This window comes from Sphaerimonospora thailandensis (genome assembly GCF_016863115.1).
Taxonomy (GTDB): Bacteria; Actinomycetota; Actinomycetes; order Streptosporangiales; family Streptosporangiaceae; genus Sphaerimonospora; species Sphaerimonospora cavernae.
The window spans coordinates 1-25,568 of record NZ_BOOG01000009.1 but is presented as its reverse complement, the minus strand read 5'-3'; the positions used below and the strand labels follow the sequence as shown (position 1 = coordinate 25,568).

At 70.2% G+C, this 25,568-nt stretch carries 26 protein-coding genes and 1 pseudogene; 13 read left to right on the top strand and 14 right to left on the bottom strand.

All coding sequences use genetic code 11. The features are described 5' to 3' along the window. Positions 1 to 111: 111 nt before the first annotated feature. The gene (gene rpsT, locus Mth01_RS04460) at positions 112 to 384 is read right to left on the bottom strand and encodes a 30S ribosomal protein S20 (protein WP_204011681.1); all 273 of its coding nucleotides are present in this window, start codon (positions 382 to 384) and stop codon (positions 112 to 114) included. Between the two features lie 199 nt (positions 385 to 583). Beyond that, the gene (locus Mth01_RS04455; protein ID WP_204011680.1) at positions 584 to 1,597 is read right to left on the bottom strand and encodes a glycoside hydrolase family 18 protein; all 1,014 of its coding nucleotides are present in this window, start codon (positions 1,595 to 1,597) and stop codon (positions 584 to 586) included. A gap of 167 nt (positions 1,598 to 1,764) precedes the next feature. Between Mth01_RS04455 and lepA the strand changes: the two genes are divergently transcribed. Continuing rightward, positions 1,765 to 3,594, top strand: a complete 1,830-nt coding sequence (gene lepA / locus Mth01_RS04450; protein ID WP_204011678.1) for a translation elongation factor 4 — start codon at positions 1,765 to 1,767, stop codon at positions 3,592 to 3,594. 70 nt (positions 3,595 to 3,664) lie between these two features. Here the strand turns inward: lepA and Mth01_RS04445 are convergent, their stop codons facing one another. Further along, positions 3,665 to 4,951, bottom strand: a complete 1,287-nt coding sequence (locus Mth01_RS04445) for a glycoside hydrolase family 18 protein (RefSeq protein ID WP_204011676.1) — start codon at positions 4,949 to 4,951, stop codon at positions 3,665 to 3,667. Between the two features lie 123 nt (positions 4,952 to 5,074). Here Mth01_RS04445 and hemW point away from each other — a divergent pair, with 123 nt between their 5' ends. Continuing rightward, complete coding sequence (gene hemW, locus Mth01_RS04440; RefSeq protein WP_204011675.1) at positions 5,075 to 6,304, top strand: radical SAM family heme chaperone HemW; 1,230 nt, start codon at positions 5,075 to 5,077, stop codon at positions 6,302 to 6,304. On the opposite strand, the gene Mth01_RS04435 is transcribed toward hemW, so the two are convergent. Continuing rightward, positions 6,295 to 7,116: a DUF3097 domain-containing protein gene (locus Mth01_RS04435; RefSeq protein ID WP_204011673.1), complete on the bottom strand. Its 822-nt coding sequence runs from the start codon at positions 7,114 to 7,116 to the stop codon at positions 6,295 to 6,297. The genes hemW and Mth01_RS04435 overlap by 10 nt on opposite strands. A 281-nt stretch (positions 7,117 to 7,397) precedes the next feature. Here Mth01_RS04435 and hrcA point away from each other — a divergent pair, with 281 nt between their 5' ends. The 3 genes from hrcA to Mth01_RS04420 are packed head-to-tail and all read left to right on the top strand — an operon-like array spanning position 7,398 to position 10,348. Continuing rightward, positions 7,398 to 8,411 (top strand): heat-inducible transcriptional repressor HrcA, encoded by a 1,014-nt coding sequence (hrcA, locus tag Mth01_RS04430; RefSeq protein ID WP_204011670.1) that lies wholly within the window; start codon positions 7,398 to 7,400, stop codon positions 8,409 to 8,411. Positions 8,412 to 8,417: 6 nt separating this feature from the next. Then, positions 8,418 to 9,551, top strand: a complete 1,134-nt coding sequence (gene dnaJ / locus Mth01_RS04425; RefSeq protein ID WP_204011876.1) for a molecular chaperone DnaJ — start codon at positions 8,418 to 8,420, stop codon at positions 9,549 to 9,551. A 14-nt stretch (positions 9,552 to 9,565) separates the two neighbouring features. Continuing rightward, positions 9,566 to 10,348: a 16S rRNA (uracil(1498)-N(3))-methyltransferase gene (locus Mth01_RS04420; protein ID WP_204011668.1), complete on the top strand. Its 783-nt coding sequence runs from the start codon at positions 9,566 to 9,568 to the stop codon at positions 10,346 to 10,348. A gap of 31 nt (positions 10,349 to 10,379) precedes the next feature. Here the strand turns inward: Mth01_RS04420 and Mth01_RS04415 are convergent, their stop codons facing one another. Together Mth01_RS04415 and Mth01_RS04410 are read right to left on the bottom strand one after the other, a co-directional pair. After that, the gene (locus tag Mth01_RS04415) at positions 10,380 to 11,093 is read right to left on the bottom strand and encodes a hypothetical protein (protein WP_204011665.1); all 714 of its coding nucleotides are present in this window, start codon (positions 11,091 to 11,093) and stop codon (positions 10,380 to 10,382) included. After that, on the bottom strand, positions 11,090 to 11,569 hold the full coding sequence (locus Mth01_RS04410) for a SigE family RNA polymerase sigma factor (RefSeq protein WP_204011875.1): 480 nt from the start codon (positions 11,567 to 11,569) through the stop codon (positions 11,090 to 11,092). The genes Mth01_RS04415 and Mth01_RS04410 overlap by 4 nt, the downstream gene beginning before the upstream one ends. 244 nt (positions 11,570 to 11,813) lie before the next feature. Between Mth01_RS04410 and Mth01_RS04405 the strand changes: the two genes are divergently transcribed. The 6 genes from Mth01_RS04405 (at position 11,814) to era (ending at position 16,796) form a co-directional block, all read left to right on the top strand. After that, a complete protein-coding gene (locus Mth01_RS04405; protein ID WP_204011663.1) occupies positions 11,814 to 12,158 on the top strand; it encodes a histidine triad nucleotide-binding protein in 345 nt (114 codons plus the stop codon). Positions 12,159 to 12,296: 138 nt separating this feature from the next. Next, positions 12,297 to 13,352 (top strand): PhoH family protein, encoded by a 1,056-nt coding sequence (locus Mth01_RS04400; RefSeq protein ID WP_204011661.1) that lies wholly within the window; start codon positions 12,297 to 12,299, stop codon positions 13,350 to 13,352. Positions 13,353 to 13,460: 108 nt separating this feature from the next. Next, on the top strand, positions 13,461 to 13,931 hold the full coding sequence (gene ybeY / locus Mth01_RS04395) for an rRNA maturation RNase YbeY (protein WP_204011872.1): 471 nt from the start codon (positions 13,461 to 13,463) through the stop codon (positions 13,929 to 13,931). Next, the gene (locus tag Mth01_RS04390) at positions 13,928 to 15,226 is read left to right on the top strand and encodes a hemolysin family protein (RefSeq protein WP_204011659.1); all 1,299 of its coding nucleotides are present in this window, start codon (positions 13,928 to 13,930) and stop codon (positions 15,224 to 15,226) included. The genes ybeY and Mth01_RS04390 overlap by 4 nt, the downstream gene beginning before the upstream one ends. Before the next feature lie 300 nt (positions 15,227 to 15,526). Beyond that, positions 15,527 to 15,862: a cytidine/deoxycytidylate deaminase family protein gene (locus Mth01_RS04385; protein ID WP_204011657.1), complete on the top strand. Its 336-nt coding sequence runs from the start codon at positions 15,527 to 15,529 to the stop codon at positions 15,860 to 15,862. Between the two features lies 1 nt (position 15,863). Next, positions 15,864 to 16,796, top strand: a complete 933-nt coding sequence (gene era / locus Mth01_RS04380; protein WP_204011654.1) for a GTPase Era — start codon at positions 15,864 to 15,866, stop codon at positions 16,794 to 16,796. On the opposite strand, the gene Mth01_RS04375 is transcribed toward era, so the two are convergent. The 8 genes and pseudogenes from Mth01_RS04375 to Mth01_RS04340 all read right to left on the bottom strand — a co-directional run bounded on the left by Mth01_RS04375 (position 16,787) and on the right by Mth01_RS04340 (position 22,492). Then, on the bottom strand, positions 16,787 to 17,269 hold the full coding sequence (locus Mth01_RS04375) for a hypothetical protein (RefSeq protein ID WP_204011647.1): 483 nt from the start codon (positions 17,267 to 17,269) through the stop codon (positions 16,787 to 16,789). The genes era and Mth01_RS04375 overlap by 10 nt on opposite strands. Then, a complete protein-coding gene (locus Mth01_RS04370) occupies positions 17,266 to 18,105 on the bottom strand; it encodes an urease accessory protein UreD (protein ID WP_239089349.1) in 840 nt (279 codons plus the stop codon). Before Mth01_RS04370 ends, Mth01_RS04375 begins: the two co-directional genes overlap by 4 nt. A gap of 22 nt (positions 18,106 to 18,127) precedes the next feature. Beyond that, positions 18,128 to 18,829, bottom strand: coding sequence for an urease accessory protein UreG (gene ureG, locus Mth01_RS04365; protein ID WP_204011644.1), 702 nt, complete (start codon positions 18,827 to 18,829; stop codon positions 18,128 to 18,130). A 22-nt stretch (positions 18,830 to 18,851) separates the two neighbouring features. Next, on the bottom strand, positions 18,852 to 19,610 hold the full coding sequence (locus Mth01_RS04360; RefSeq protein WP_204011642.1) for an urease accessory protein UreF: 759 nt from the start codon (positions 19,608 to 19,610) through the stop codon (positions 18,852 to 18,854). A 38-nt stretch (positions 19,611 to 19,648) separates the two neighbouring features. Continuing rightward, positions 19,649 to 21,370: an urease subunit alpha gene (locus Mth01_RS04355; protein WP_204011866.1), complete on the bottom strand. Its 1,722-nt coding sequence runs from the start codon at positions 21,368 to 21,370 to the stop codon at positions 19,649 to 19,651. A gap of 87 nt (positions 21,371 to 21,457) precedes the next feature. Then, positions 21,458 to 21,823, bottom strand: a pseudogene (locus tag Mth01_RS04350) (urease subunit beta); the annotation flags it as partial. Between the two features lie 12 nt (positions 21,824 to 21,835). Further along, the gene (locus tag Mth01_RS04345; protein ID WP_204011639.1) at positions 21,836 to 22,138 is read right to left on the bottom strand and encodes an urease subunit gamma; all 303 of its coding nucleotides are present in this window, start codon (positions 22,136 to 22,138) and stop codon (positions 21,836 to 21,838) included. 108 nt (positions 22,139 to 22,246) lie between these two features. Beyond that, positions 22,247 to 22,492, bottom strand: coding sequence for a DUF2630 family protein (locus Mth01_RS04340; protein ID WP_204011636.1), 246 nt, complete (start codon positions 22,490 to 22,492; stop codon positions 22,247 to 22,249). Positions 22,493 to 22,720: 228 nt separating this feature from the next. Here Mth01_RS04340 and leuA point away from each other — a divergent pair, with 228 nt between their 5' ends. Beyond that, a complete protein-coding gene (leuA, locus tag Mth01_RS04335; protein ID WP_239089348.1) occupies positions 22,721 to 24,451 on the top strand; it encodes a 2-isopropylmalate synthase in 1,731 nt (576 codons plus the stop codon). 326 nt (positions 24,452 to 24,777) lie between these two features. Next, the coding region (locus Mth01_RS04330) for a M4 family metallopeptidase (RefSeq protein ID WP_239089347.1) at positions 24,778 to 25,568 on the top strand (791 nt) is incomplete at its 3' end.

Here is a 25,568-nt window from a genome sequence, read left to right as displayed (position 1 = left end):
CCGTGTCGGTGGTGCGCGGTGTCCTTGGGGACGCCGTTCACGGGATCTGCCCGCAGACACCAGAACGCCGCATCCCGGGTCCGGGATGCGGCGTGGTGTCTCGGTAGGACGTTACTCGGCGGCCTGCAGGGCGGCGGCGCGCTTGGCGATCGCCGACTTGCGGTTGGCCGCCTGGTTCCTGTGGATGACGCCCTTGCTGACGGCCTTGTCGAGCTGACGGGAGGCGGCCTGCAGGAGGACCACGGCCTCCTCGGCGTTGCCCTGCTCGGCGGCCTCGCGGAACTTGCGGACCGCGGTCTTCAGGGACGACTTGACGGCCTTGTTGCGCAGCCGACGCTTCTCGTTCTGCCGGTTGCGCTTGATCTGGGACTTGATGTTCGCCACGAAGAGAGCCTCGGTGTGAAGTCTTGGTCGGATGGGCGCGCGGGCAAGAGAGAGGGCGCGCCACACGCAGTTCAACAGAATACCCACAGCCGGGCTCGCCACTCAAATCACGCCGCCGGGCCATCCTCCGCCGGCCCGTGCGCGGGCTCATGCTACCGCGGCACCGGCCGGCGGATGGGACGAACGGCCGCAGTCGGCGTCAGCGAGGATCGACCCAGGCCGTGCGGTATTCCTCCCAGTCCTCCTCGGTGGCGGCGAAGTCGACGTAGAGGGCCAGGCCGAGATCGGTCCTCGGGCCGTGTTCGGTCAGGGCCAGCCGGGTGCCGTCGGCGGCGGCCGCGACGCTTTCGGCTGCGTCGCCCCAGGTCACCCCGTGGTCGTGGTAGGCGGGCGCCCCGATGAGCAGGGTCTTGTCCTCGGGGACCAGTCCCATCGCGATCTCGGCCTGCCGTACGACGAATCCGCCGTACAGGGACCGCAGGGGCATGCCCGAGTCGTACGTCATGATGGCCACCTGGTCGGTCAGTTCGACGACCTGCCGGAAGTAGTCCGACGACCAGTACTTGTCGTGCCCGATCGCCAGGCGGGACGGGTGGCGCAGTCCGGGGAGCGGCTCGATCTGCTGGGTGGCGGTCGTCAGCAGCTTCGTCCCGATCGCCTGCCGCGTCTCCCGCAGCATGCTCAGAAACGGCCCGTCCCCGTCCGCTACCGGCTCGAAGTCGTAGTGGATGCCGTCGAAGCCCAGGTCGACCAGCGCACGCGCGCCCGCGACGATCCGCTCCCGCGCCGGCGGATCGGCGAGGTCCAGGCGGGGCTTTTCGTCCGCGCCCACCTTCTGACCGAGCCAGGCCGAGACCCGGACCTCGGGCAGCCGCTCGCGCCACCATTTCAGGAAATTTTGTGCGTTGGGGTACTTATCCGGCCGGAGTGTGCCGTCGTAGTCCAGCGGCCCGCTGTGCACGTACACGTCCCTGATCCCGCTTCCGCGCAGCCGTACGGCAAGGGCGTCCACGTCCTCGGCGGTGCGGCGGCCGTCCACCCACGCGTGTCCCATCCACAGCGCGTCGTGGCCGGTCGTCCTGGCCCAGGGCGCGGGGGTGCCGGCGAACTGCCAGCGCAGCGCGGCCACCGCCGCGAGGCCGAGCAGGACGACTACGGCCGCCGCGAGGGCGGTCCACCGTAAGAACAGCCGGAGAACCCGCCTGGTGGTCATGGCAAGCATCCGGACATGCCACCATGGAGGGTGGCTGCTTCGCCAGCCCCTGACGGGAGGGCCCGCCGCCGGTGAGGCGGAGACGGCCCGACCGGAGGGTGGGCGTGTTCCGCGGGACGCGACCCAGTCACCTGCTCTTATCCAAGACCTTGTTGAAACGGACCTCGGTGCGCACTCAGCCTGGCCAGACCGACCCCGCGTTGATCCGCAACTTCTGCATCATCGCGCATATCGACCATGGCAAGTCCACACTCGCCGACCGCATGCTGCAGTTGACCGGCGTGGTGGACGAAAGGTCCATGCGCGCGCAGTACCTGGACCGGATGGACATCGAGCGGGAACGCGGCATCACGATCAAGTCCCAGGCCGTCCGGCTTCCCTGGAACGGCCACGTCCTCAACATGATCGACACTCCGGGCCACGTGGACTTCTCCTACGAGGTGTCCCGCTCCCTGGAGGCGTGCGAGGGGGCGGTCCTGCTCGTCGACGCCGCACAGGGCATCGAGGCGCAGACGCTGGCCAACCTCTACCTGGCCATGAACGCCGACCTGCACATCATCCCGGTGCTCAACAAGATCGACCTGCCCGCCGCGCAGCCGGACAAGTACGCCGAGGAGCTCGCCGGGCTCATCGGCTGCGACCCCGGCGACGTGCTGCGGGTGTCCGGCAAGACCGGGGTGGGGGTCAAGGAGCTGCTGGACCACGTGGTGGAGCACGTCCCCGCGCCTGTGGGGGACGCGGGGACGGCCGCCCGTGCGCTCATCTTCGACTCGGTCTACGACACCTACCGGGGCGTCGTGACGTACGTCAGGGTCGTCGACGGGCACCTGTCCAAGCGCGAGCGGGTGCTGATGATGTCGTCCGGCGCCCAGCACGAGCTCCTGGAGATCGGCGTCATCTCGCCCGAGCCGCGGCCGGCCGACCTGGGCCTCGGCGTCGGCGAGGTGGGATATCTGATCACGGGGGTGAAGGACGTCCGCCAGTCCCGGGTGGGTGACACGGTCACCAGCGCGGTCAAGCAGGCGGGCGAGGCCCTGGGCGGCTACGAGCATCCCAAGCCCATGGTGTACTCCGGGCTCTATCCGATCGACGGCGACGACTACCCCGAGCTGCGCGACGCGCTCGACAAGCTGCGGCTGAACGACGCCGCGCTCGTCTACGAGCCGGAGACCTCGGCCGCGCTCGGCTTCGGCTTCCGCTGCGGGTTCCTCGGCCTGCTGCACATGGAGATCGTGCGGGAGCGGCTGGAGCGGGAGTTCAACCTCTCGCTGATCTCGACCTCGCCGAACGTCATCTACCGGGTCGTGATGGAGGACGGCCGCGAGCTCGTCGTCACCAACCCCTCCGAGTTCCCCGAGGGCAAGGTGGGGCAGATCTTCGAGCCGATGGTCAAGGCCACGCTGCTCGCGCCGGCCGAGTTCATCGGCGGCATCATGGAGCTGTGCCAGGGGCGCCGGGGGCAGCTCCTCGGCATGGACTACCTCTCGGAGGACCGGGTCGAGATCCGCTACACGCTGCCTCTCGGGGAGATCATCTTCGACTTCTTCGACCAGCTCAAGTCGAAGACCCGCGGCTACGCCTCGCTCGACTACGAGCCGCAGGGCGAGCAGGAGGCCGACCTCGTGAAGGTCGACATCCTCCTGCAGGGCGAGGCCGTCGACGCGTTCAGCGCGATCGTCCACCGCGAGAAGGCGTACGCCTACGGCGTCGAGATGGCCAAGAAGCTCAAGGAGCTCATCCCGAGGCAGCAGTTCGAGGTGCCCATCCAGGCGGCCATCGGCGCTCGCGTGATCGCCCGGGAGAACATCCGGGCAATACGCAAGGACGTGCTCGCCAAGTGCTACGGCGGTGACATCAGCCGTAAGCGCAAGCTGCTGGAGAAGCAGAAGGAAGGCAAGAAGCGGATGAAGATGGTGGGCCGCGTCGAGGTGCCGCAGGAGGCGTTCGTCGCCGCCCTGTCCACCGACTCCGGGTCCGCCGACAAGGGCAAGAAATAGCCTGAGACAGGGCCGGGGCCGGAGCGAAACGCTCCGGCCCCGGCCGCCCCCCGATATCCGTGATCTCAGCTCAGCGCAGGATGGAGTACAGCGCCGAGGTGAGGGACGCCTTGGCGTCGTCCTGGTCGATCGACCACATCATCGAGCCGCCCAGGCCCTTGAGCCGGATGTAGGCGGCCTTCTGCAGCATGACGGTCGGGTCGTCGTAGGACCAGAACTCGTTGCCGTCGTACAGCCACATCGTGCCGGTCAGCATGTCGCGGTAGCGCTTGCCGGGCTTCTTGACCAGGTCCTTGTAGTCCTCGCTGCCGGCCTCCCACTTACCGGGGGCGGCTCCGGTGGCCGGCGCGTACAGGCCGTTGCCCTTGCCCTTGGTCTTCACGCCGGTCCAGCCGTGGCCGTACGCGGGGACGCCGATGACGATCTTCCGCTTGGGCGCGCCCCGGGAGATCAGGTCCTTGACGCTCTGGTCCACGCTGTAGCGCACCGGGTTGGGGTCGCGCCTGTCGGTCAGCAGGTTGGCCTGGTGGCCGGTCTGCGTCTCCCAGGTGCCGTGCAGGTCGTAGCCCTGGACGGTGGCGAAGTCGAGCTGGTCGAAGACCTTGCGGACCTCGAAGCCGGCGTCCATCTTGGCGGCGGCGGCCGGCAGGAACGCGGTGAGCTCGCTGTCGCGGTCGAACGCCTTCATCTGGCGGCGCAGCTCGGCCACGAACAGCGTGAAGTTCTGCTTGTCCTCGGGGCGGATGACGTTGCCCTCGTTGCCGTCGGAGCCGGGCCACTCCCAGTCGAGGTCGATGCCGTCGAACACCCCGGCCCCGGCGCCCTCCGGCAGGCCGGGCAGGTTGCCCTTCAGCCAGAGGTCCACGCACGAGGCGGCGAGCTTGGTCCGCGCCTCGGGGGTGAGCACCGCGTCGGAGAAGTACTTCGAGCCGCTCCACCCGCCGAGCGACATGAGGACCTTCAGCCCGGGGTGCTTGGCCTTGAGCTTCTTGAGCTGGTTGAGGTTGCCCTTGAGCGGCTGGTCGTCGGCGTCGGCCACGCCGTCGACGCTCTGCTCGGCGGGGACTCCGCGCTGCCAGTCCGCCCAGGCGTCGAAGGACACGCACGTGCCCTCCTCGCCCACGTTTCCGAAGGCGTAGTTGATGTGGGTCAGCTTGGCCGCCGCGCCGCTGGTCTCCACGTCCTTGACGTGGTAGTCGCGCCCGTAGATGCCCCACTGGACGAAGTAGGCCACCCGCTTGTACCGGTCATGGCCGGGACGTCCCTGCGCGTCGGCCTGGGCCGCCGACGGTACGGCGGTGGCCGCGAGGCCGGTCGCGACCGCCAGGACGAGGGTGTTCTTGAGAAGTCGTCGCACGATTCTCCTCAGCTGCTTGGGGGGAAGAACTTATAAGAAACTTTCTTATAAATTGAGCAGGATCGTAGACCGCGGTCATCGGGGCGTCAATGGCATCGGTCATTGGGCGGCAGACTGGTAGGCGTGCCTTCCGTGCTTCCCGACGGCGACCCCGTCCCCGCCTCCGGCGCGCTGCCGCCCGGGGCGCTGGCCGGGCTGGGCTCCCGCCCGTTCGGCTTCTACGTGCACGTGCCGTTCTGCCTCACCCGCTGCGGCTACTGCGACTTCAACACCTACACGGCCGAGGAACTGGGCCCGGGCGCGTCGCGACGGGACTACGCGGACACGGTGGTCGCGGAGGTGCGGCTGGCCCGCCGGGTGCTGGGGGACGCCGCACCACCCGTCGAGACCGTGTTCTTCGGCGGCGGCACGCCGACGCTGCTGCCGGCGGCCGATCTGGTACGGATCCTCCGCGCGATCGGTGAGGAGTTCGGCCTGGCCCCCGGCGCCGAGGTGACCACCGAGGCCAACCCCGAGTCCGTCGACCCGGCGCACCTGGAGACGTTGCGGAGCGGCGGCTTCACCCGGATGAGCTTCGGCATGCAGAGCGCCGCCGAGCACGTGCTGCGGGTGCTCGACCGCCGGCACACCCCCGGGCGGGCGGCCCAGGCCGTACGCGAGGCGCGCGAGGCCGGCTTCGAGCACGTCAACCTCGACCTGATCTACGGCACGCCGGGGGAGAGCGACGACGACTGGCGGGCCTCCCTGGACGCAGCCCTGGCCGCCCGCCCCGACCATGTCTCGGCGTACTCGCTCATCGTCGAGGACGGCACCCGGCTGGCCGCGCGCATCCGCCGCGGTGAGCTGCCGATGCCCGACGACGACGTGGCGGCCGACCGCTACCTCATCGCCGAGGAGAAGCTGTCGGCGGCCGGCCTGAACTGGTATGAGATCTCCAACTGGGCCGTGACGGACGAGGCGCGCTGCCGTCACAACCTGCTCTACTGGACCGGTGGCGACTGGTGGGGCGCCGGGCCGGGCGCGCACAGCCACGTCGGTGGGACCCGGTGGTGGAACGTCAAGCATCCGGCCGCCTACGCCGCCCGCCTCGCGTCGGGGTCCTCGCCGGCCCACGCCCGTGAGGTGCTCACCCCCGGCGATCAGGCCGTCGAGCGGCTGATGCTGGAGTTGCGCCTGTCGAGCGGCTTCCCGCTGTCCGGCATCGTCTCCGGGGCCCGTACGGCGTGTGCCCGCGCGCTGGCCGACGGCCTGCTGGAGGTGGAGCCTTTCAAGCGCGGCCGGGCCGTGCTCACGCTGCGCGGCCGTCTCCTCGCCGACGCCCTGATCCGCGACCTCGCCCTCGCCTACGGCTGAGTGTCCGCGGTGGGGTCGGTGACGAAGTCGATCAGCTCTTCGACGCGGCCGAGGAGTTCGGGCTCCAGGTCGGTGTACGCGCCCACGCGCCCGAGGATGTGGCGCCACGCCTCCTGGGGGTCCATCCGCCAGCCCAGGGCCGCGATCACGCCCTCCTTCCAGGGGACGCCTCTTGGCACGTCCGGCCAGGCAGGGATGCCGAGCACGGCCGGCTTGACCGCCTGCCAGACGTCCACGTATGGATGGCCGACGACCAGCACATGGTCTCCCGACACCCGGGCGGCGATGCGGCTCTCCTTCGAACCGGGCACGAGGTGGTCGACGAGCACGCCCAGCCGCCGCCCCGGCCCGGGGGCGAACTCCGCGACGATGGCGGGCAGGTCGTCGACTCCCTCCAGGAACTCGACGGCCACGCCTTCAACCCGCAGGTCGTGTCCCCAGATCTTCTCCACCAGGGAGGCGTCGTGCACCCCCTCGACGTAGATCCGGCTCTCCCTGGCGACGCGGGCACGCAGCCCTTCGACCGCGATGGACCCGGAGGCGCTCCGGCGGGGGCCCTTCGATGCGGCGGCCGGCCGTACCAGAGTGACGGGCCCGCCGTCGAGGAGGAACCCCGCGGGCGACAGCGGGAAGACCCGTCGCCGGCCGAACCGGTCCTCCAGGGTGACGGCCTCCTTGTCGCAGGCCACGACCGCGCCGCAGAACCGGCCCTCCGCGTCCTCGACCACGAGGTCGAGCTCGGCGGGGACCTCAGGGATCTGCCCGCGTCGGGGCCGCCGCCAGTCGCCGGAAAGCACGTCCCGCCCATACATGCCGGGAACGCTAGCAAACCCGGGAACGCGCGCAAGCGAGGCGGCGAATCGCACCGCCCGGCGGGGGCGCTCCCCCGGATCGTGGCTTGCCGAAATGCGAGGAAAATATCCCTCGCGACACACTTGGGGCTGCTTGTCCACTGTGTCGCCGCCGTTATCGCATCACCGGTCGCGGGGGCCGTACACTTGGCACTCGGGAACACAGAGTGCCAGAGGCGGCGTTTCCCAGGCACAAGGGTTCCGCAGGCACAAGGGTTCCGCAGGCACAGGGAGGTGACACATTGCTCGACGACCGCAAGCTGGCGGTGTTGCGTGCCATCGTCGAGGACTACGTGTCCACCAATGAGCCGGTGGGTTCCAAGGCCCTCACGGACAGGCACAACCTCGGCGTCTCCCCGGCGACGATCCGCAACGACATGGCGGCGCTGGAGGAGCAGGGATACATCCGTCAGCCGCATACGAGCGCGGGAAGAGTGCCGACCGACAAGGGCTACCGGCTGTTCGTTGACCGGCTCTCGTCGATCAAACCGCTGTCCAGGGCGGAGCGCAGGGCGATCGAGACGTTCCTCGCCGGAGCGGTGGACCTCGATGAGATCGTCATGCGCACGGTGCGCCTGCTCGCGCAGCTCACCCGGCAGGTGGCCGTGGTCCAGTACCCCTCGCTGACGAGGTCGTCGATCAGGCACGTGGAGATCGTGCCCCTGGCCGAGCGGCGGGTCATGCTCGTGCTGATCACGAACACCGGCCGCGTCGAGCAGCGGGTGATCGATCTCCCCGAGGATGTCGCCGACGACCGGATCGGGAACCTGCGCGCGGTGCTCAACAGCTGCCTGGACGGCTGCGGCCTGTCCATGGTGCCGGAGACCGTCGCCGACCTCCCCGAGCGGCTGCCGCCCGAGGACCGGCAGGTGGCCGTCACGATCCTCTCCGTGCTCCTCGAAACGCTCGTGGAGAGACACGAAGAGAAGATCGTGTTCGCCGGCGCCGCCAACCTCGCCGCCGCCGACTTCAGCGTGGGACTGCGCGACGTGCTGGAGGCGCTGGAGGAGCAGGTGGTCCTCATGCGGCTCCTCGGTGAGACCGCCGGAATTTCTGAACTCACCGTCCGGATCGGTTCGGAGAACCCCTACAGCGGGCTGCGGGGCACCTCTATCGTGGCCGCGGGGTACGGTTCGGGCGACAAGGAACTGGCCCGGCTCGGAGTGCTGGGCCCGACGCGAATGGACTATCCGGTGACGATGGGTGCGGTACGCGCCGTTGCGCGCTACGTCGGCCAGATCCTGGCGGGGTCATAAGTGGCAGTGGCAAAGGACTATTACGAGATCCTCGGAGTCCGCCGCGACGCCGGCCCGGACGAGATCAAGAAGGCGTATCGGCGGCTCGCCCGCGAGCTGCATCCGGACGTCAATCCCGATCCGCAGACCCAGGAACGGTTCAAGGAGATCACCCAGGCGTACGAGGTGCTGTCCGACGCGAACAAGCGCCGCATGTACGACCTCGGCGCCGACCCGTTCGGCGGAGGCGCGGGGGCCGGTGCGGGCGGTTTCGGTGCGGGCTTCCCGTTCAGCGACATCATGGACGCGTTCTTCGGCTCGGCCGGCGCCTCTCGTGGGCCGCGCTCGCGGGCTCGGCGGGGACGCAACGCCACGATCCGGGTCGAGCTCGACCTGGCGGAGGCCGCGTTCGGCACCACCCGGGAGATCGTGGTCGACACGGCAGTGCTGTGCGACGTCTGCCAGGGTTCGGGCGCCGCGTCGGGCACCCACCCCGACACCTGCGACATGTGCCACGGCCGCGGCGAGGTGTCCCAGGTGACCCGCTCGTTCCTCGGCCAGGTCATGACCTCCCGCCCGTGCCCGCAGTGCGGGGGCTACGGCAGCGTGATCCGCCACCCGTGCATGGAGTGCTCCGGCGAGGGCCGGGTGCGCACCCGCAGGACGCTCAAGGTGAGGATCCCGGCCGGCGTCGAGGACGGCACCCACATCCAGCTCGCAGGCGAGGGCGAGGTCGGCCCCGGCGGCGGGCCCCCCGGCGACCTCTTCCTGGAGATCGCCGAGCTTCCGCACCAGATCTTCGAGCGCCGGGGCGACGACCTGCACTGCACAGTGCACATTCCGATGACGGCCGCCGCCCTCGGCACCTCGCTCAGCATCGACACGCTGGACGGCGCGCACGAGATCGACGTACGGCCCGGCACCCAGGCGGGCCAGGTCATCCCCCTGTACGGCAAGGGCGTGCAGCGGCTGAACGAGACCGGCAGGGGCGACCTGCTGATCCACGTCAACGTCGAGACCCCGCTGAAGCTGGACCCGCAGCAGGAGGAACTGCTGCGGGAGCTGGCCAAGCTGCGGGGCGAGGAGCGCCCGCCGGGCAAGTTCTCCCCCGGCCAGCAGGGCTTCTTCTCCCGGCTGCGCGACGCCTTCAACGGCCGCTGACGCGACGCGAGCACATGAGCGTTCCCGTGTTCCTGTCGGAGGCGGCCGGCCGCGCGACCGGTGACGCGACCGGCGGTGACCGCATCGTCCTCGACGGCCCGGAGGGACGGCACGCTGCCGCCGTCCGCAGGATGCGCCCCGGCGAGCGGATCGACCTGACCGACGGCGCGGGCCGGGTCGCCGAGTGCGTGGTGCTGGACGTGGGCAGGGACCGGCTGACCGCCGAGGTGCTGCGCCGGTTCGAGGTCGAGCCGCCCCGGCCCCGTCTGGTCGTGGTCCAGGGCCTGCCCAAGGGCGACCGGGGCGAACTCGCGGTCGAGATGATGACCGAGGCGGGCGTGGACGTGATCGTGCCCTGGGCCGCGGCCCGCTGCGTGACCCAGTGGAAGGGCGATCGCGCGGCCAAGGCTCTCGGCCGCTGGCGCGGCACGGCCCGCGAGGCCGCCAAGCAGTCCCGCCGGTTCCACCTGCCCGTGGTGACCGACCAGGCCACCACTGCCCGGGTCGCCGAACTGATCGTCTCGTCCGCGCTGGCGGTCGTGCTGCACGAGGAGGCCGCCGAACCCCTCAGCGGTCTCGCCATGCCCGCCGACCTCGGCGATGGCCACGATCCGCGGGACGATCCGCGGGACATCGTCGTCGTGGTCGGTCCCGAGGGCGGCATCACCGACGAGGAGATCGCCGCGTTCCGCGCGGCTGGAGCCGTACCCGCCCTGCTCGGGCCCACGGTGCTGCGCACGTCGACGGCCGGGATCGCCGCGGCCGCCGTGCTGCTCACCCGCTGCGGCCGCTGGTAGGCGACCTCGCCCAGCCGTACGACCGTCTCTTCTAGGGCGGCGGCGCGTCGCTGGGAGAGGGGGTGGGAGCGGGGACCGGGGTGGGAGCCGGGCTGTGCGGCCGTCGCGGGGTCGGCCGCTGCGGCGGTGGCGACGGGTTGGGCGACGCCCCGGGCGCGGCCGTGACCGTCGGCACCGGCACAGGCGGCTGCGCCGTCGGCTCCGGCGGGCAGGACGACGCGACCAAGGGCGCGGCACCGTGATCCGGTTCGACCACCGCCGGCCCGTCCGGGTCGGGAGCCGACGTGGGGGAGGGGCACGGGCCCGGCTTCGACGGCGAGGGCCTGGCGCTCGGGCCGGTCCGGTGCGGTGTCGGCGTGGGCGTCGGGGTAGGACTCGGCGGCTGGGCGCGCGTGCCGCCGACCGAGGGGACGACGATGACGGCGGGGGGCGGTGGGGCCGGCGGGCGCGTGATGGACGAGGTGTCACGTTCCCCGTCGTCACCGCTCGTCGTCTGGGAGAGGCCGGTGATCTCGACCACCTGGGTGCGGAGGTCGGGAACGATCATCACGGCCGCGCCCGCCACCAGGGCGGCGCCGGCGAGGGACGCGCCGATCCGCCACCAGAACAGGTTGCGCAGGCCGCGCCGCGCGATCCGGCCGCGAATGATCTCGAGTCCTTCGGGAGACGGTACGACCGAGTCCGCCTCCGCGCGCAGGGCACGGCGGAGCAGTTCGCCGTGCTCGTCGTCGGGCGGGAAGGTCATGAGAACTGCTCCAGTGCCATCCGTAGTGAGGCCATGCCACGGGCCGTGTGACTTTTCACCGCGCCCTTGCTGATGCCCATCGCGTGTGCGATCTCAGCCTCCGACAGGTCACCGTAGTAGCGCAGCACCAGCGCCTCGCGCTGCCGGGCCGGCAGTTTGCGAAGCGCCTCGATGACCGCCGAACGCTCCAGCTCGCCGATCGCGCCGTTCTCCGCACTGGGCGCGTCGGGAAGGCCCTTCGGGGCGTACTTCTCGACGACCGCGCGATGACGCAGCACCGAACGAGAGCGGTTGACGACCGACTGGCGCAGGTAGGCGAGTGCCTTGTCGGTGTCTCTCAGCCGGCGCCACGCCCCGTGAATGGCGACGAACGCGTCCTGGACGACCTCTTCGGCACTGGCCACATCGCGCACCAGCAGCACCGCGAGGCGTACCAGCGACCGATAGTGGGCGCTGTAGAGCGCCGTAACGGCCATGTCTGCGTCCCAGCCGACGGGCGCCGCTCTCAGCGACCTGTCGACCACGAGGGTCTCGGTGGTCACGTCGATAGGACGCTCGTCGTTCCCGGGGGGTTTACGTTCTTCCGACTCTTTAGGGGGCATGGCCCAGCGATGTCCTCGGCCGACGCTAGGGATTTTCTCTTGTGCAGTCTCGCACACCTCAGATTATCCGGCGGGATCATCAGCGTCATCACGGATCGACAACGGCTAATGTTGCCTTGTGACCGACTGCCTGTTCTGCAAGATCGTGGCCAAGCAGGTGCCCGCTGACATCGTCATGGAGGTCGGCCGCGCACTGGCGTTCCGTGACATCAACCCGCAGGCGCCCACCCACGTCCTCGTCGTGCCGAAGTCCCATTACGAGAACGTGGCCGCACTGGCCGCGGCCGACGACGGCCTCGCCGATGACCTGCTCAAGGCGTGTCATGCGGTGGCCGTGCAGGAGGGTGTGGCGGACGCGGGGTACCGGGTGGTGTTCAACACCGGGCTCGGCGCCGGCCAGACGGTCTTCCACGTCCACGCGCACGTGCTGGGCGGCCGGGATCTCACCTGGCCGCCTGGCTGAGCCGTCGGCGCCACGGCTGGGGGCGCTAGCATGAAAAGGAACTAAGGAGTGTCCTGTGGATCTTTGCCGTAGCGACAGCGGCAGGCAGGAAGATCTGCGTGACACGACCAGGGAGGCGAACAGGCCGTAGGGCCGCCCATGACCGAGTCACCACAAACCCAGACGTCACAAGAGACCCAGGCGTCACAGCAGGTCAACAAGACCCAGGCCAAGGTGGTCATTCCCGAGGGGCAGTCGATGGTCAGCCTCCTCGGTTCGCGTGACGAGCTGCTGCGGGTCATCGAGAAGTCCTTCAAAGCGGACATTCACGTGCGTGGCAACGAGATCACGATCACGGGCAATCCCGAGGAGAGCGGCGTCGTCGTCCGCCTGTTCGAGGAGCTTGTCGAACTGGTCGGCTCGGGCGCCGAACTGACCGCCGACGCCGTGGAGCGCAGCATCGCCATGGTGCGGATGGCGACCGATCGCCCCGCCGAGGTGCTGTCTCTGGACATCCTCTCCGCGCGCGGCCGGACGATCCGCCCCAAGACCGTCAACCAGAAGCGGTACGTCGACGCGATCGACAAGCACACGATCGTCTTCGGCATCGGCCCCGCCGGCACCGGCAAGACGTACCTCGCGATGGCCAAGGCCGTGAAGGCCCTGCAGAACAAGCGGGTCAACCGGATCATTCTGACCCGGCCCGCAGTCGAGGCCGGCGAGCGACTGGGTTTCCTGCCCGGCACCCTCTACGAGAAGATCGATCCGTACCTGCGGCCGCTTTACGACGCGCTGCACGACATGATCGATCCCGAGTCGATCCCGCGGCTGATGTCCGCCGGCACGATCGAGGTCGCGCCGCTGGCGTACATGCGCGGGCGCACGCTCAACGACGCGTTCATCATCCTCGACGAGGCGCAGAACACCTCGCCCGAGCAGATGAAGATGTTCCTGACCCGGCTGGGCTTCAACTCGAAGATCGTCGTCACCGGAGACGTGACCCAGATCGACCTCCCGGGCGGCCAGCAGAGCGGGCTGAAGGTCGTCCAGAACATCCTCGAAGGCATCGAGGACATCCACTTCAGCAGGCTCACCAGCGCCGACGTGGTCCGGCACCGGCTGGTCAGCGACATCGTCGACGCTTACGGCCGCTACGACGCCGCCCTGGCCGCCGAGCCGCAGGCCATCTCGAAGCGGCCCCGAGGCAGACGGTGACACGAGGCAGACGGTGACACGAGGCAGACGGTGGGCGGAGAAACAGTGAGCGAGGGCACGGTGAGCGCGGGGGCGAAGGACACGAACATGCCGGACGAGGAGATCGGTTTGAGCATCGAGGTGGCCAACGAGTCGGGCGTGGAGGTCGACGAGTCCGCGCTCGTGAAGCTGGCCGGTCACGCGCTCAGCCGGATGGGCGTCAATCCGCTCGCCGAGCTGTCGATCCTGGTGGTCGACGAGGCGGCGATGGCCGAGCTGCACGAGCGGTGGATGGGCGAGCCGGGCCCGACCGACGTGCTCGCCTTCCCGATGGACGAGCTGCGGCCGGACTCCGGCCGGGACGAGGACTCCTCTCCGGACCCGGCGCTGCTCGGCGACGTCGTGCTCTGTCCGCAGGTCGCTGCCCGACAGGCGGCGGAGGCCGGGCACACCGCGCAGGAGGAGCTTGAGCTGCTGTGCACGCATGGCATCCTCCACCTGCTCGGCTACGACCACGCGGAGCCCGAGGAGCATGCCGAGATGTTCGGCCTGCAGGATGAGCTGCTCGGATCGTGGCGGGAGGTGCGGCGGAAGCCGTGAACAACGGCTGGCTGCTGTCTGCCGTCATCCTGATCGTGATCGGCGGCCTGCTGGCGAGTGCCGAGACCGCGCTGACCCGCATCTCCCGGGTGCGGGCCGAGGAGTTCCTCAAGGAGGGGCGGCGCGGGGCGCGGCGGCTGCGCGCGATCCTCGCAGACCCGCCACGCTACCTGAACCTGGTGCTGCTGCTCCGGCTGAGCTGTGAGCTGGTCGCCACCGTGATCGCCACCCTGTTGTTCATCGACTGGCTCGGCGACCGGGGGCAGGCCTACGCGGCGGCCGCCGTCGTCATGATCATCGTGAGTTATGTGATCGTCGGCGTGTCGCCGCGGACGCTCGGCCGGCAGCACGCCGAACCGGTCGCGCTGGCGAGCGCGCCCGTCGTGTACGGCCTGACCAGGATCTTCGGCCCGCTGCCCAAACTGCTGATCCTGCTGGGCAACGCGCTCACGCCGGGGCGGGGGTTCCGTGAGGGCCCGTTCACCTCCGAGGCCGAGCTGCGGGAGCTGGTCGACCTGGCCGAGGAGCGCCGCGTCATCGAACCCGATGAGCGGGAGATGATCCACTCGGTGTTCGAGCTGGGCGACACCCTGGTCCGCGAGGTCATGGTCCCGCGTACGGACATGGTCTTCATCGAGCGGGGCAAGACGTTGAGCCAGGCGCTCTCACTGGCCCTGCGCAGCGGCTTCTCCCGCATCCCCGTGGTAGGCGAGAACGAGGACGACGTGGTCGGCATCGCCTACCTCAAGGACATCGTGCGCCGCATGCAGGACACCGGCGACTCCGGTGCACGGGTGGACGGGCTGATGCGCCCGGCGACCTACGTCCCGGAGAGCAAGCCGATCGACGAGCTGCTGCGCGAGATGCAGGCCCGGCAGACCCATCTCGCCATCGTCATCGACGAGTACGGAGGCACCGCCGGACTCGTCACAATCGAGGACGTGATCGAGGAGATCGTCGGGGAGATCACCGACGAGTACGACCAGGAGATCCCTCCGGTCGAGTGGCTCGACGACGGCGCGGTACGGGTCACCGCCCGCCTGCCGGTCGACGAACTGGCCGAGCTGTTCGGCACCGAGATCGAAGCCGAGGACGTCGACACCGTCGGCGGGCTGCTCGCCCACGCGCTGGGCCGGGTGCCGATCGCCGGTTCCCAGGCCACGGTCGGCGGGCTGCGGCTCACCGCGGAGAACCTGGCGGGCCGCCGCAACCGGATCAGCACCGTCGTCGTGCGCCGCGTGCCGCCACCCGACAGCGGCGACGAGATCGTCGCCGCCACCGCCGAACGCGACTGACAGCCACGGCACAGTGCGAGAGGCGGGCAGTGTAAGCGGCGCACTGCAAGCGGCTTTTAAGCGATTTGCAAGCGACGCGGGGCATAGTCGCATCAGGTGGCCCGGGAGGGAACGGGGCATCTGGTGAGGGAGCCGGAACGCCGGGAGGGGTTCACGACGATCCGGACCCTCGTGGGGGGATCTGTACACGTACGGGGCTCTCGTCCGCATCGGACGAGTGCCCCGTACTTGTGCGGTCCGGTGTTCTCGCGGCTCCATGCGCTCAGGCGGCCCGGTCCCGGGGATCGGTACGCTTGACTCGTGACAGAGACGCTGGACCCCGAGGACAACAAGATCATTACGCTGGCGAGGTCGGTCCGCGCCCGCAACGGTTCACCCGAGGGTGCCGCCGTTCGGGACGAGACGGGACGGACCTACGCCGCGGCCGGGGTCGCGCTGCCGTCGCTCACGCTGTCGGCGATCCAGGTCGCGGCCGCCATGGCGGTGTCCAGCGGTGCGAAATCCCTGGAGGCGGCGGCGCTGGTGACCGACGCCGACGACCCGGCCGCGGCCGACCTCGCCGTCGTCAATGACCTGGGCAACGGCACACTGTTCCTCGCCGCTCCGGACGGTTCCCTGAAGGGCCGGTACATCTGACATGAACACGGACCTCCACGCCGGCTTCGGCGCCGGCGCGGACTTCCACGCGGGGTTCGCCTGCTTCGTCGGCAGGCCGAACGTCGGCAAGTCCACGCTCATGAACGCCCTGGTCGGCACCAAGGTGGCGATCACCTCGTCGAAGCCGCAGACGACGCGCCGGGCGATCCGCGGCATCGTGCACCGGCCCGACGCGCAGCTCGTGATCGTGGACACGCCGGGTTTCCACCGTCCGCGCACGCTGCTCGGCGAGCGGCTGGACAGCCTCGTGCTGTCCACGCTCACCGAGGTCGACGTGATCGGCTTCTGCGTGCCGGCCAACGAGCCCGTCGGCAAGGGCGACCGGTTCATCGTCGACAAGCTGGCCGCGGTGAAGAAGACCCCGGTCATCGCGGTCGTCACCAAGTGCGACCTCGCCACCCCCGAGCAGATCGCCGGCCAGCTCCTGGCGGTGTCGGCACTGGCCGAGTTCGAGGAGATCATTCCGGTCTCGGCGGCCAACGGCGAACGGCTCGGCGTGCTCGCCGACCAGTTCATCGCGCGGCTGCCCGAGTCTCCGCCGCTGTACGCCGGAGGGGAGCTGACCGACGAGCCCGAGCAGGTCCTGGTCGCCGAGCTGATCAGAGAGGCCGCGCTGGAGGGCGTACGCGACGAGCTGCCGCACTCGATCGCGGTAGTGGTGGAGGAGATGACCCCGCGCGAGGGCCGCGACGACCTCCTCGACGTCTACGCGTTCATGTACGTCGAGCGGCCGTCGCAGAAGGCCATCGTCATCGGCCCCGGGGGAGCCAGGCTGAAGGATGTCGGCACTCGCGCCCGTCAGCAGATCGAGGCGCTGCTCGGCACCCGCGTCTACCTCGACCTCCGCGTCAAGGTCGCCAAGGAGTGGCAGCGCGACCCCAAGCAACTGCGCCGCCTCGGCTTCTACGACTGACGGAGGAAGGCGGCGGCGGCGAGGGCGGCCACGACGATGGAGGCCAGCAGGGCGGCGAACCAGCCGTACTGGATCGCCGGGTGCACGTCGAGCAGCCCGGGGATGCGGAAGTCGAGCCGGTCGGCCAACTCCCGGGGATCGGTGAGGAACATCGCGAGCGCGAAGGCCGCCACCGCGCCGGGCAGGATCGCGAACCCCGCGTACAGCCGGTCGCGCCGCAGGCCGAGCAGCCCGAGCAGCATCGCGGCGATCCCCGCCCCCATGACGAACCACCCCGCCCCGTAGTCGACCCCGCGGACCGAGTGGGTGAGCTCCGCGTCGAGGAGGGCGGTCTTCGCGGTCACCCCCGCCCAGGGCAGCAGCGCGGTGACGGCCATCGCCAGACCGGTCACGGTCACACCGGCGGCCGGCAGACCGCCGGTGTGAGGACGCGGGGTTCCGTCCGGCGGGGGAGTGAGTTCGGCCACGGTCACCAGGCTACGATCCTTCCGGCCGCTATCCGTTCGGCGGCCTCCTCGCCGCGCGTCAGGCGGGCCCTGAGCTCGACCGCGTCGGGGGCGAGCGCCGAGACGAGCACGCCGGGTCCGGCCAGGGGCAGCGCCGTCCAGCCGTCTCCGCTCGCCTGCACGGGCGCCGTCGGCGGGTCGTTCCCGATCGCCGGTACGGCCCGGGCCGACCAGCGGGGACCGGCGACCAGGCTGGATCCCACGCAGCGGGCGTGGCCGTAGACGGCGGGACTGCCCTCGACCGAGGGCCTGCCGACGACCAGGTCCTGGCGGAGCAGCGGCCGGTCGGCGACCGTGACGTCGAACCTGCTGTGGCCGCGCCCGGGCCGTTCCCCGTGCCGTCCGAAGATGATCTCCTCCCGCCAGAACACCTCGGCGTCGGCCGCGAGCGAGAGCCGTACGGTGAGGCGGTGGGTGCATCCGGCGGCGAGCACGGTCGGCTCGGGGGAGTAGCGCAGCGAGGCGCCCGCGCCCACCCGTGCGTTGACGGTCATCGTCGAGTCGGCCGGACCGGGCAGGACCAGCATGGCGGCGACCGACCGGATCTCCAGCGCGGTGCCGGGGGCGATGTCGACGTCGAGCGTGAGGTGATCGCCGCCCAGGGGGCCCGCCCCCGATCCGACCAGGTGGACCCGGGCGGGTCCGGTCCGCCGCAGCGTGAGCGGCGGATCGGACAGCAGGGTTTCCAGCCGGGTCGTGCCGCCGGGACCGGCCGCCGTCCTGATCACCGCGCGGGCGGTGATCGCGCCGGCGCCGGTCGCGCTCATGACGGTCCCAGCGGTCGGAGGGGCCGTCCCCGTCATGCCGCTCACGATGGTCATGTGGTCAGGCCGTTTCCGACGCGGTCCGGGTCCGGTCTGCCACGTGTCGCTCACGCGGCCGGTCCTCCAGGAGGCCGATGACCCATTCGGCGACCTCGCGGGCGCCCGTGTCCCGCCTGATCGAGGTGAACAGGACCGGCCTGCCGTGCCGTACGGCCCGCGCGTCACGTGACATCACGGTCAGGTCGGCGCCGACCAGCGAGGCCAGGTCGGTCTTGTTGATCACCAGGAGGTCGGCGGTGGTGACCCCGGGACCGCCCTTGCGGGGCACCTTGTCGCCCCCCGCAACGTCGAGGACGAAGATCTGCCGGTCCGCCAGTCCACGGCTGAAGGTGGCGGTCAGGTTGTCGCCGCCGCTTTCGATGATCACAAGATCGAGCGGTCCGAAGCGCTTTTCGAGCGTCTCCACCGCGTCGAGGTTGCCCGCGATGTCGTCGCGGATCGCGGTGTGCGGGCAGCATCCGGTCTGGACCGCGACGATCCGCTCCGGGGCGAGGACGCCCGCGCGGCGCAGGAAGTCCGCGTCCTCGGTCGTGTAGATGTCGTTGGTCACCACGCCCAGGCGATGGGCCAGGCCGAGGCTGCGGCACAGGGCCGCGACGAGGGCGGTCTTGCCTCCGCCGACCGGGCCGCCGATGCCGAGCCGTAGCGCGCGCCCGTGCGGCAGCACGTGATCGCCGTGCGGATCCTCGTGGTTGACACCCATGCCGACATGCCTTTCTGGAGCTTCAGGAGACGAAAAGTCGTAGCGGATTGCGTCGGTGGCCCTCGGCGAGCAGGTCGAGGGCCGGGGCGGCGTGCGCAGGAAGTCCCGGCCACTCGACGGAACGGGCCCCGCCGAGCGACGCGCAGGCGGCGTGAGCCGTACCGTCGAGGTCGGGGGCCAGCGCCGCGAGCAGGCCGTGGACGGCGACCGGATCCAGGCCGAGGAGCCGGACGGCCGCCGTCGCCGGTGCGGCCACCGAGCCGTGGGCGGCCGCCAGCGCGGCCTGCCGAGGCTCGCAACCGGCCACGGCCGCGGTGGCGCCGAGCACGACGGGATGATGCGCCCCGTCGGGTACGGCTCGGGCGAGCGTGTCGAGCATGGCCGAGGGCCATATCCGGCGGGCCGTACGGATGAGGAGCCGGCCCTGGGTCCGGGCGGTCTCCCGCAGCGCGGGTGAGGCCGTACGGGCGTCCGCCTCGGCGTCGAGCCGGCGCCACAGCCGGCAGGCGTCATCGGCATCTTCCTCTTCCACGTCCTCTTCCATGTCCTCCACGTCCGCGAGGGCGGCGCCCAGCTCGCAGGCGGCGGCGGCCAGGGCCGCGGCGACGAGACCGGCGGTCGCGAGCCGGCCACGGAGAAATCCGGCCAGGTCGTCCCTGCCGGTGATCGTGCCCAGCCGGATCGCCTCCTCCACGCCGCCCGAGTGGGCGTGACCGCCGGCGGGGAGCCGGGAATCGGCCAGCAGGAGCAGCGCCGCCTCGCCGGCTGATCTTTCCCGCATGTGGCCCCTCCCTCCGCTTCCGGCCTCGCCTTTCCCGCTCAGAAGAGGAAATAGCGCTGTGCCATCGGCAACTCGTCGGCGGGCGCGGGTTCGATCACCTCTCCGTCGATCCGTACGGTGAACGTGTCCGGGTCCACCTCGATGGCGGGCAGCGCGTCGTTGAGCGGCATCGAGTCCTTGCGGCGGTCGCGCACCCCGGCCACGGGGACCAGGCGTCGGCGGACGGCGAGCCGGTCGGCCAGGCCGTCCTCGAGGGCAGCGGGTGCGACGAAGTGCAGCGACGTGGCCGCGGCCGTGACCGGGGAGGCTCCGAACATCGGCCGGGACAGCACCGGCTGAGGGGTGGGGATGGAGGCGTTGGCGTCGCCCATCTCGGCGCGGGCGATCACTCCGCCCTTGATCACGAGCTCGGGCTTCACCCCGAAGAACGCCGGGCGCCACAGCACCAGGTCGGCCAGCTTGCCGACCTCGACCGAACCGATCTCGGCGTCGAGACCGTGCGCGATAGCCGGATTGATCGTATATTTCGCGACATAGCGGCGGGCGCGCAGGTTGTCGGCGGGGAAGGCGCCGCCGGTTTCGCCGGGGAGCGCCCCGCGGCGGCGTTTCATCACATGGGCGGTCTGCCAGGTACGGATGATCGTCTCGCCGATCCGTCCCATCGCCTGCGAGTCGGAGCCGATCATCGAGATCGCCCCGATGTCGTGCAGGACGTCCTCGGCCGCCATCGTCGTCGTCCGGATCCGGGACTCGGCGAAGGCCAGATCCTCCGGGATCGCCGGGTTGAGGTGATGACAGACCATGAGCATGTCGAGGGCCTCATGGTGGGTGTTGACCGTGTGCGGGCGGGTCGGGTTGGTGGACGACGGCAGCACGTTCGGATGCGAGGCGATCTTGATGATGTCGGGGGCGTGCCCGCCTCCCGCGCCCTCGGTGTGGTAGGTGTGGATCACCCGGCCGCCGATGGCCTGAAGCGTCGACTCCACGAATCCCGCCTCGTTCAGCGTGTCGGTGTGGATCGCCGCCTGCACCCCGGTCGCGTCGCACACCTTGAGGCAGGCGTCGATCGCGGCGGGGGTGCAGCCCCAGTCCTCGTGGAGCTTGAAGCCGGAGGCTCCGGCCCTGAGTTGCTCCAGCAGGGCTTCCTCGCTCACCGTGTTGCCCTTGCCGAGCAGCGCCACGTTGACGGGATAGGGGTCGAGCGCCTCCAGCATGCGGGGGAGATGTCCGGTGCCGGTGACCGTGGTGGCCTTCGTGCTCTCGGCCGGTCCGATCCCACCGCCGATGATCGTGGTCACCCCGGCGGCCAGCGCCACGTCGAGAAGCTGCGGGCAGATCAGGTGGACGTGACAGTCGACCGCGCCCGCCGTGAGGATCCGCCCGTTGCCCGCGACGATCTCCGTGGCCGGACCGATCACCAGGTCGGGGTGGATCCCGTCCATGGTGTCCGGATTGCCGGCCTTGCCGATCGCGCTGATCCGGCCGTCGCGCACGCCGATGTCGGCCTTGACGACGCCCCAGTGGTCGAGGATCACCGCGCCGGTGATGACGAGGTCGGGGGCGCCGTCGGCCCGGGTCGCGCGGGACTGGCCCATCGACTCGCGGATCACTTTGCCGCCGCCGAACACCGCCTCGTCGCCCGATCCCGCCGGCCCTCTGGACAGGTCGTCGGTCACCTCGACGAACAGATCCGTGTCGGCGAGCCGGATCCGGTCGCCGGTGGTCGGACCGTACACGGCGATGTAAAGGGGCCGGTCGATGCCGCGGCGAGCCGGACGCTCGCCCACCGCCGGGCCCGGGCCCAATGCCGGAGGCGTGCCCAGAGGGGACGGGCCCAGCGGTCCGGCCCACTCGGGGCGCAGTCCGGGTACGACGCGCCGTCCGGCGATCGGCACCAGCGGCACGTCGCGCTCGACACCCGGTTCGAACCTGATCGAGGTGCCGGCCGGGATGTCGAGGTGTGTCCCCCAGGCGGCGGCGCGGTCGAACTCCAGAGCCGGGTTGGCAGCCGCGAAATGGTAGTGCGAGCCCACCTGCACCGGACGATCACCGGTGTTGACCACCCGCAGCGTCAGGTGCTCCCTGCCCGGGTTCAGCGGTACGGGCGCCTCGCCGTACACGATCTCCCCGGGAACGGCGGGGACCTCGCCATCCGGGCCACCCGGGCCGTCTGGGCCGTCTGGGCCGGCCGCGTTCGTGTCGCGCTCGGTCATCGGTCGGCTCTCTCAGGAGATCGGGTCGTGGATGGTGACGAGCTTCGTGCCGTCGGGAAAGGTGGCCTCGACCTGGACGGAGTCCAACATCTCGGGCACGCCGTCCATGACGTCCGCGCGGCTCAGTACGGCGCGGCCCGCGTCCATCAGTTCGCCGACGCTCCGGCCGTCGCGGGCGCCCTCGATCACGGACGATGCGATCACCGCGATGGCCTCGGGATGGTTGAGGCGAAGGCCGCGCTCCCGCCGGGCGCGGGCAACGTCCGCGGCGACGTGGATGAGCAGGCGTTCCCGTTCGTGTGGAGTCAGCCGCATGGCGGGACGCTAGGCACCTCATGTTTCACAATTGTTACATCATCGTTTCTCGGAGGTGTCACAGAAGTGATTTTAGGGCTTGTTGTGCCGATTGAGGGTCACGGCTCGCTACTGTCCGTAGTCCTCGATCTCGCTTACCGGGCGTGGGGAGGCGTGATCGGGGTCCTCGCCCGCGTCGCGGCGGGCCCGCCGCTGCCGCACCAGGTCCCAGCAGCGGTCGAGCGCCTGCTCGATGCATCGCATTTCCTCGGCTCCTTCCTCCGGGCTGATCTCCCCGGCCGTCAGGCGTTCGCGCAGCCGGTGCTCTTCACCGGTGAGCCTGCTGATCTCCCAGAGAATCTGGTGGTCCCTCATGCGCCCCCTCCTCCCGGGCTGTCGATTGCCGGGCGTCTGCTACTCTTCATGCCATGCTGCGCGGGCTCCTTCTTATCCGCCGCGGCGAGGGCCTGTAACAGGCCGGCTCCCTCGCCGCGGAGGCGAGTCATGCGCGTCGGCCGCTGGACTTCTTCCACCGGCGACCCTTCTCTCGAGTCTTCGATCGCTCGATCCCTCGTGTCGCCGGTCTGCCCGACGAGGAGCATGATGAACGCGAATTCGCAGCAGCAACCCAGCCCGATGCCGTTCCACCGATATACGCCGTTCGAGCCGGTACGGCTGACGGACCGCACCTGGCCGAACCAGGTGATCACCAAGGCGCCGCGGTGGTGTGCGGTCGACCTGCGCGACGGCAACCAGGCCCTGATCGATCCGATGGACTCCCACCGCAAGCTCAAGATGTTCGAGCTGCTGGTCCAGATGGGCTACAAGGAGATCGAGGTCGGCTTCCCGGCCGCCTCGCAGACCGACTACGACTTCGTACGTCAGATCATCGAAGAGGACCGCATCCCCGAGGGCGTGGCCATCCAGGTGCTGACCCAGGCCAGGCCGGAGCTGATCGAGCGGACCTTCGAGTCGCTGCGCGGCGCCAGGCAGGCCATCGTCCACCTGTACAACTCGACCTCCACGCTGCAGCGCCGGGTCGTGTTCGGCCTGGACAAGGAAGGCATCACCGCCATCGCCGTCGAGGGCGCCAAGCTGTGCAAGAAGCTGGCGGCCCAGATGGACGGCACCGACATCTTCTTCCAGTACTCGCCCGAGTCGTTCACCGGCACCGAGCTCGAGTACGCCGTGGAGGTGTGCAACGCCGTCAACGACGTCTGGCAGCCGACCCCCGACCGCAAGGTCATCGTCAACCTGCCGGCGACCGTCGAGATGGCCACCCCGAACGTGTACGCCGACCAGATCGAGTGGATGAGCCGCAACCTGGCGTACCGGGACTCGATCGTGCTGTCACTGCACCCGCACAACGACCGCGGCACGGCGGTGGCCGCCGCCGAGCTGGGCTACCTGGCCGGCGCCGACCGCATCGAGGGCTGCCTGTTCGGCAACGGCGAGCGCACCGGCAACGTCTGCCTGGTCACCCTGGGCATGAACCTGTTCTCCCAGGGCATCGACCCGGAGATCGACTTCTCGCACATGGATGAGATCCGCCGGGTCGTGGAGTACTGCAACCAGCTGCCGGTCCACCCCCGCCACCCGTGGGGCGGCGAACTGGTCTACACGGCCTTCTCCGGCTCCCACCAGGACGCGATCAAGAAGGGCCTCGAGCACCTGGAGCGCGACGCCGCGGCCGCCGGCGTGCCGGTGGACGAGTTCGCGTGGGCCGTGCCGTACCTGCCGATCGACCCCAAGGACATCGGCCGGACCTACGAGGCCGTGATCCGGGTCAACAGCCAGTCGGGCAAGGGCGGCGCCGCCTACATCATGAAGGCCGACCACAGCCTCGACCTGCCGCGGCGGCTGCAGATCGAGTTCTCCCGGGTCGTTCAGGGCCGCACCGACGCCGAGGGCGGCGAGGTCACCCCGGCCGAGATGTGGGAGCTGTTCACCGACGAGTACCTGCCCAACCCCGCCAAGCCGTGGGGCCGGGTCGGGCTGCTGGCCCACCGGCACACCTCGACCGTGGACGACAAGGACGTCATCAACGCCGATGTACGGTTCGACGGCGAGGTCAGGGAGGTCGAGGGCGTCGGAAACGGCCCCATCTCCGCCTTCTGCGACGCGCTCGCGGTGCTGGGCGTCACGGTCCGGGTGCTGGACTACACCGGGCACGCGATGAGCGCGGGCACCGACGCCAAGGCGGCCTCCTACGTCGAGTGCGAGGTGGCCGGTCCGGACGGCGCCCAGGTCCTGTGGGGCGTCGGCATCGACGCCAACACCACCACCGCCTCGCTCAAGGCCATCATCTCCGCCGTCAACCGCGCCACCCGCTGACCTCCCCCCAACCAACCCGGCCGTGATCTTGCAATTGCTCGCAGAAAGGCGGCATGACCTGCCCCGATCCGGTTCGTGATCTTGCAGAAACTCGCACGTATGGCCGTTGACCTGCCCAAAAGGCTTTCGTGATCTTGCAGTTGGGGCGGCACCCGAGCGATCCCCGGGTGCCGCCCCACTGCTTTTCCGCATGTCCGGCCATAACGGCGTTCTATAGAAGATTGGCATGTGGTCAGAGCGGCCACTCGGTAGGACGTTGGAGAGGAATGTGCCCTTCACCGGGCGCGGTCCCGTTCCCAGAGGCCCTCCGAGAGGAACCGCGAGCGATGAGAAACTCCGGACGGACAGCAGCCGCGCTTCTCTTGTCGGCCACGGCGGCGATCGCATCGCCGTCGGCCCCGCAGGCCGCCGCCGCGACCGGCGCGGTGCCCGACCAGGTCGAGCGCGTCATGAACGTCGGAGTCATGGCTGATGGGCGCTACAGCGGCCGGGTCGGCATCGACGTGACCAGTACCTCGACCGGCGATGTCATGATCGACCCGATCAGACCGGGCATCGAGTGCCTCGACCCGAACGGCCGACCTGTCGTGCTGCCGACGGGCACGCCGACCGAGGAGTCGCGGGCCTGCGTGGACGTCATGTACGCCGCCCAGAAGCACTGGGACATGCTGCGCGCCTGGTTGGGCAGAACCGGACACGGCTACCCGGCCCGCCTGGCCTCCCGAAGCGGGACCACACCCCCCTCGCCCGGCCAAATGATCATCGCCTACAACGCCCGATCAGGCTGGGTGACCGCGATGGACGTGCTCGCCTACGAGTACGGCCAAAGGATCTACCAGACCTCCGGCACCGGCGGGACGGGCACCGGCAACGAGGCGCAGGCCCTCGGGGTGTCGGCCGGCGACATCTTCGGCGCACTGACCGAGCACTACGCCAACAACCCGAACGACCCGCCGGACTACCTGGTGGGCGAGGACGTCAACCTTCTCGGCCGCGGCCCGATCCGCAACATGTACAACCCGGGCGCGCTGGGCGACCCCAACTGCTACGGCCCCGCCATTCCCCGCACCGAGGCGCACGTGGCGGCCGGCCCGCAGAACCACTGGTTCTACCTGCT

Bases quoted from the DNA above. Each gene is read 5' to 3' on its own strand.
- Mth01_RS04360 (WP_204011642.1), bottom strand. From the start codon at position 19,610: ATGCGGGAAAGATCAGCCGGCGAGGCGGCGCTGCTCCTGCTGGCCGAT.
- Mth01_RS04410 (WP_204011875.1), bottom strand. From the start codon at position 11,569: ATGGCCGTTACGGCGCTCTACAGCGCCCACTATCGGTCGCTGGTACGC.
- leuA (WP_239089348.1), top strand. From the start codon at position 22,721: ATGAACGCGAATTCGCAGCAGCAACCCAGCCCGATGCCGTTCCACCGA.
- era (WP_204011654.1), top strand. From the start codon at position 15,864: ATGAACACGGACCTCCACGCCGGCTTCGGCGCCGGCGCGGACTTCCAC.
- ureG (WP_204011644.1), bottom strand. From the start codon at position 18,829: ATGGGTGTCAACCACGAGGATCCGCACGGCGATCACGTGCTGCCGCAC.
- Mth01_RS04400 (WP_204011661.1), top strand. From the start codon at position 12,297: ATGACCGAGTCACCACAAACCCAGACGTCACAAGAGACCCAGGCGTCA.
- Mth01_RS04415 (WP_204011665.1), bottom strand. From the start codon at position 11,093: ATGACCTTCCCGCCCGACGACGAGCACGGCGAACTGCTCCGCCGTGCC.
- Mth01_RS04370 (WP_239089349.1), bottom strand. From the start codon at position 18,105: ATGACGGGGACGGCCCCTCCGACCGCTGGGACCGTCATGAGCGCGACC.
- Mth01_RS04340 (WP_204011636.1), bottom strand. From the start codon at position 22,492: ATGAGGGACCACCAGATTCTCTGGGAGATCAGCAGGCTCACCGGTGAA.
- Mth01_RS04455 (WP_204011680.1), bottom strand. From the start codon at position 1,597: ATGACCACCAGGCGGGTTCTCCGGCTGTTCTTACGGTGGACCGCCCTC.
- Mth01_RS04435 (WP_204011673.1), bottom strand. From the start codon at position 7,116: ATGTATGGGCGGGACGTGCTTTCCGGCGACTGGCGGCGGCCCCGACGC.
- Mth01_RS04345 (WP_204011639.1), bottom strand. From the start codon at position 22,138: ATGCGGCTGACTCCACACGAACGGGAACGCCTGCTCATCCACGTCGCC.
- Mth01_RS04420 (WP_204011668.1), top strand. From the start codon at position 9,566: ATGAGCGTTCCCGTGTTCCTGTCGGAGGCGGCCGGCCGCGCGACCGGT.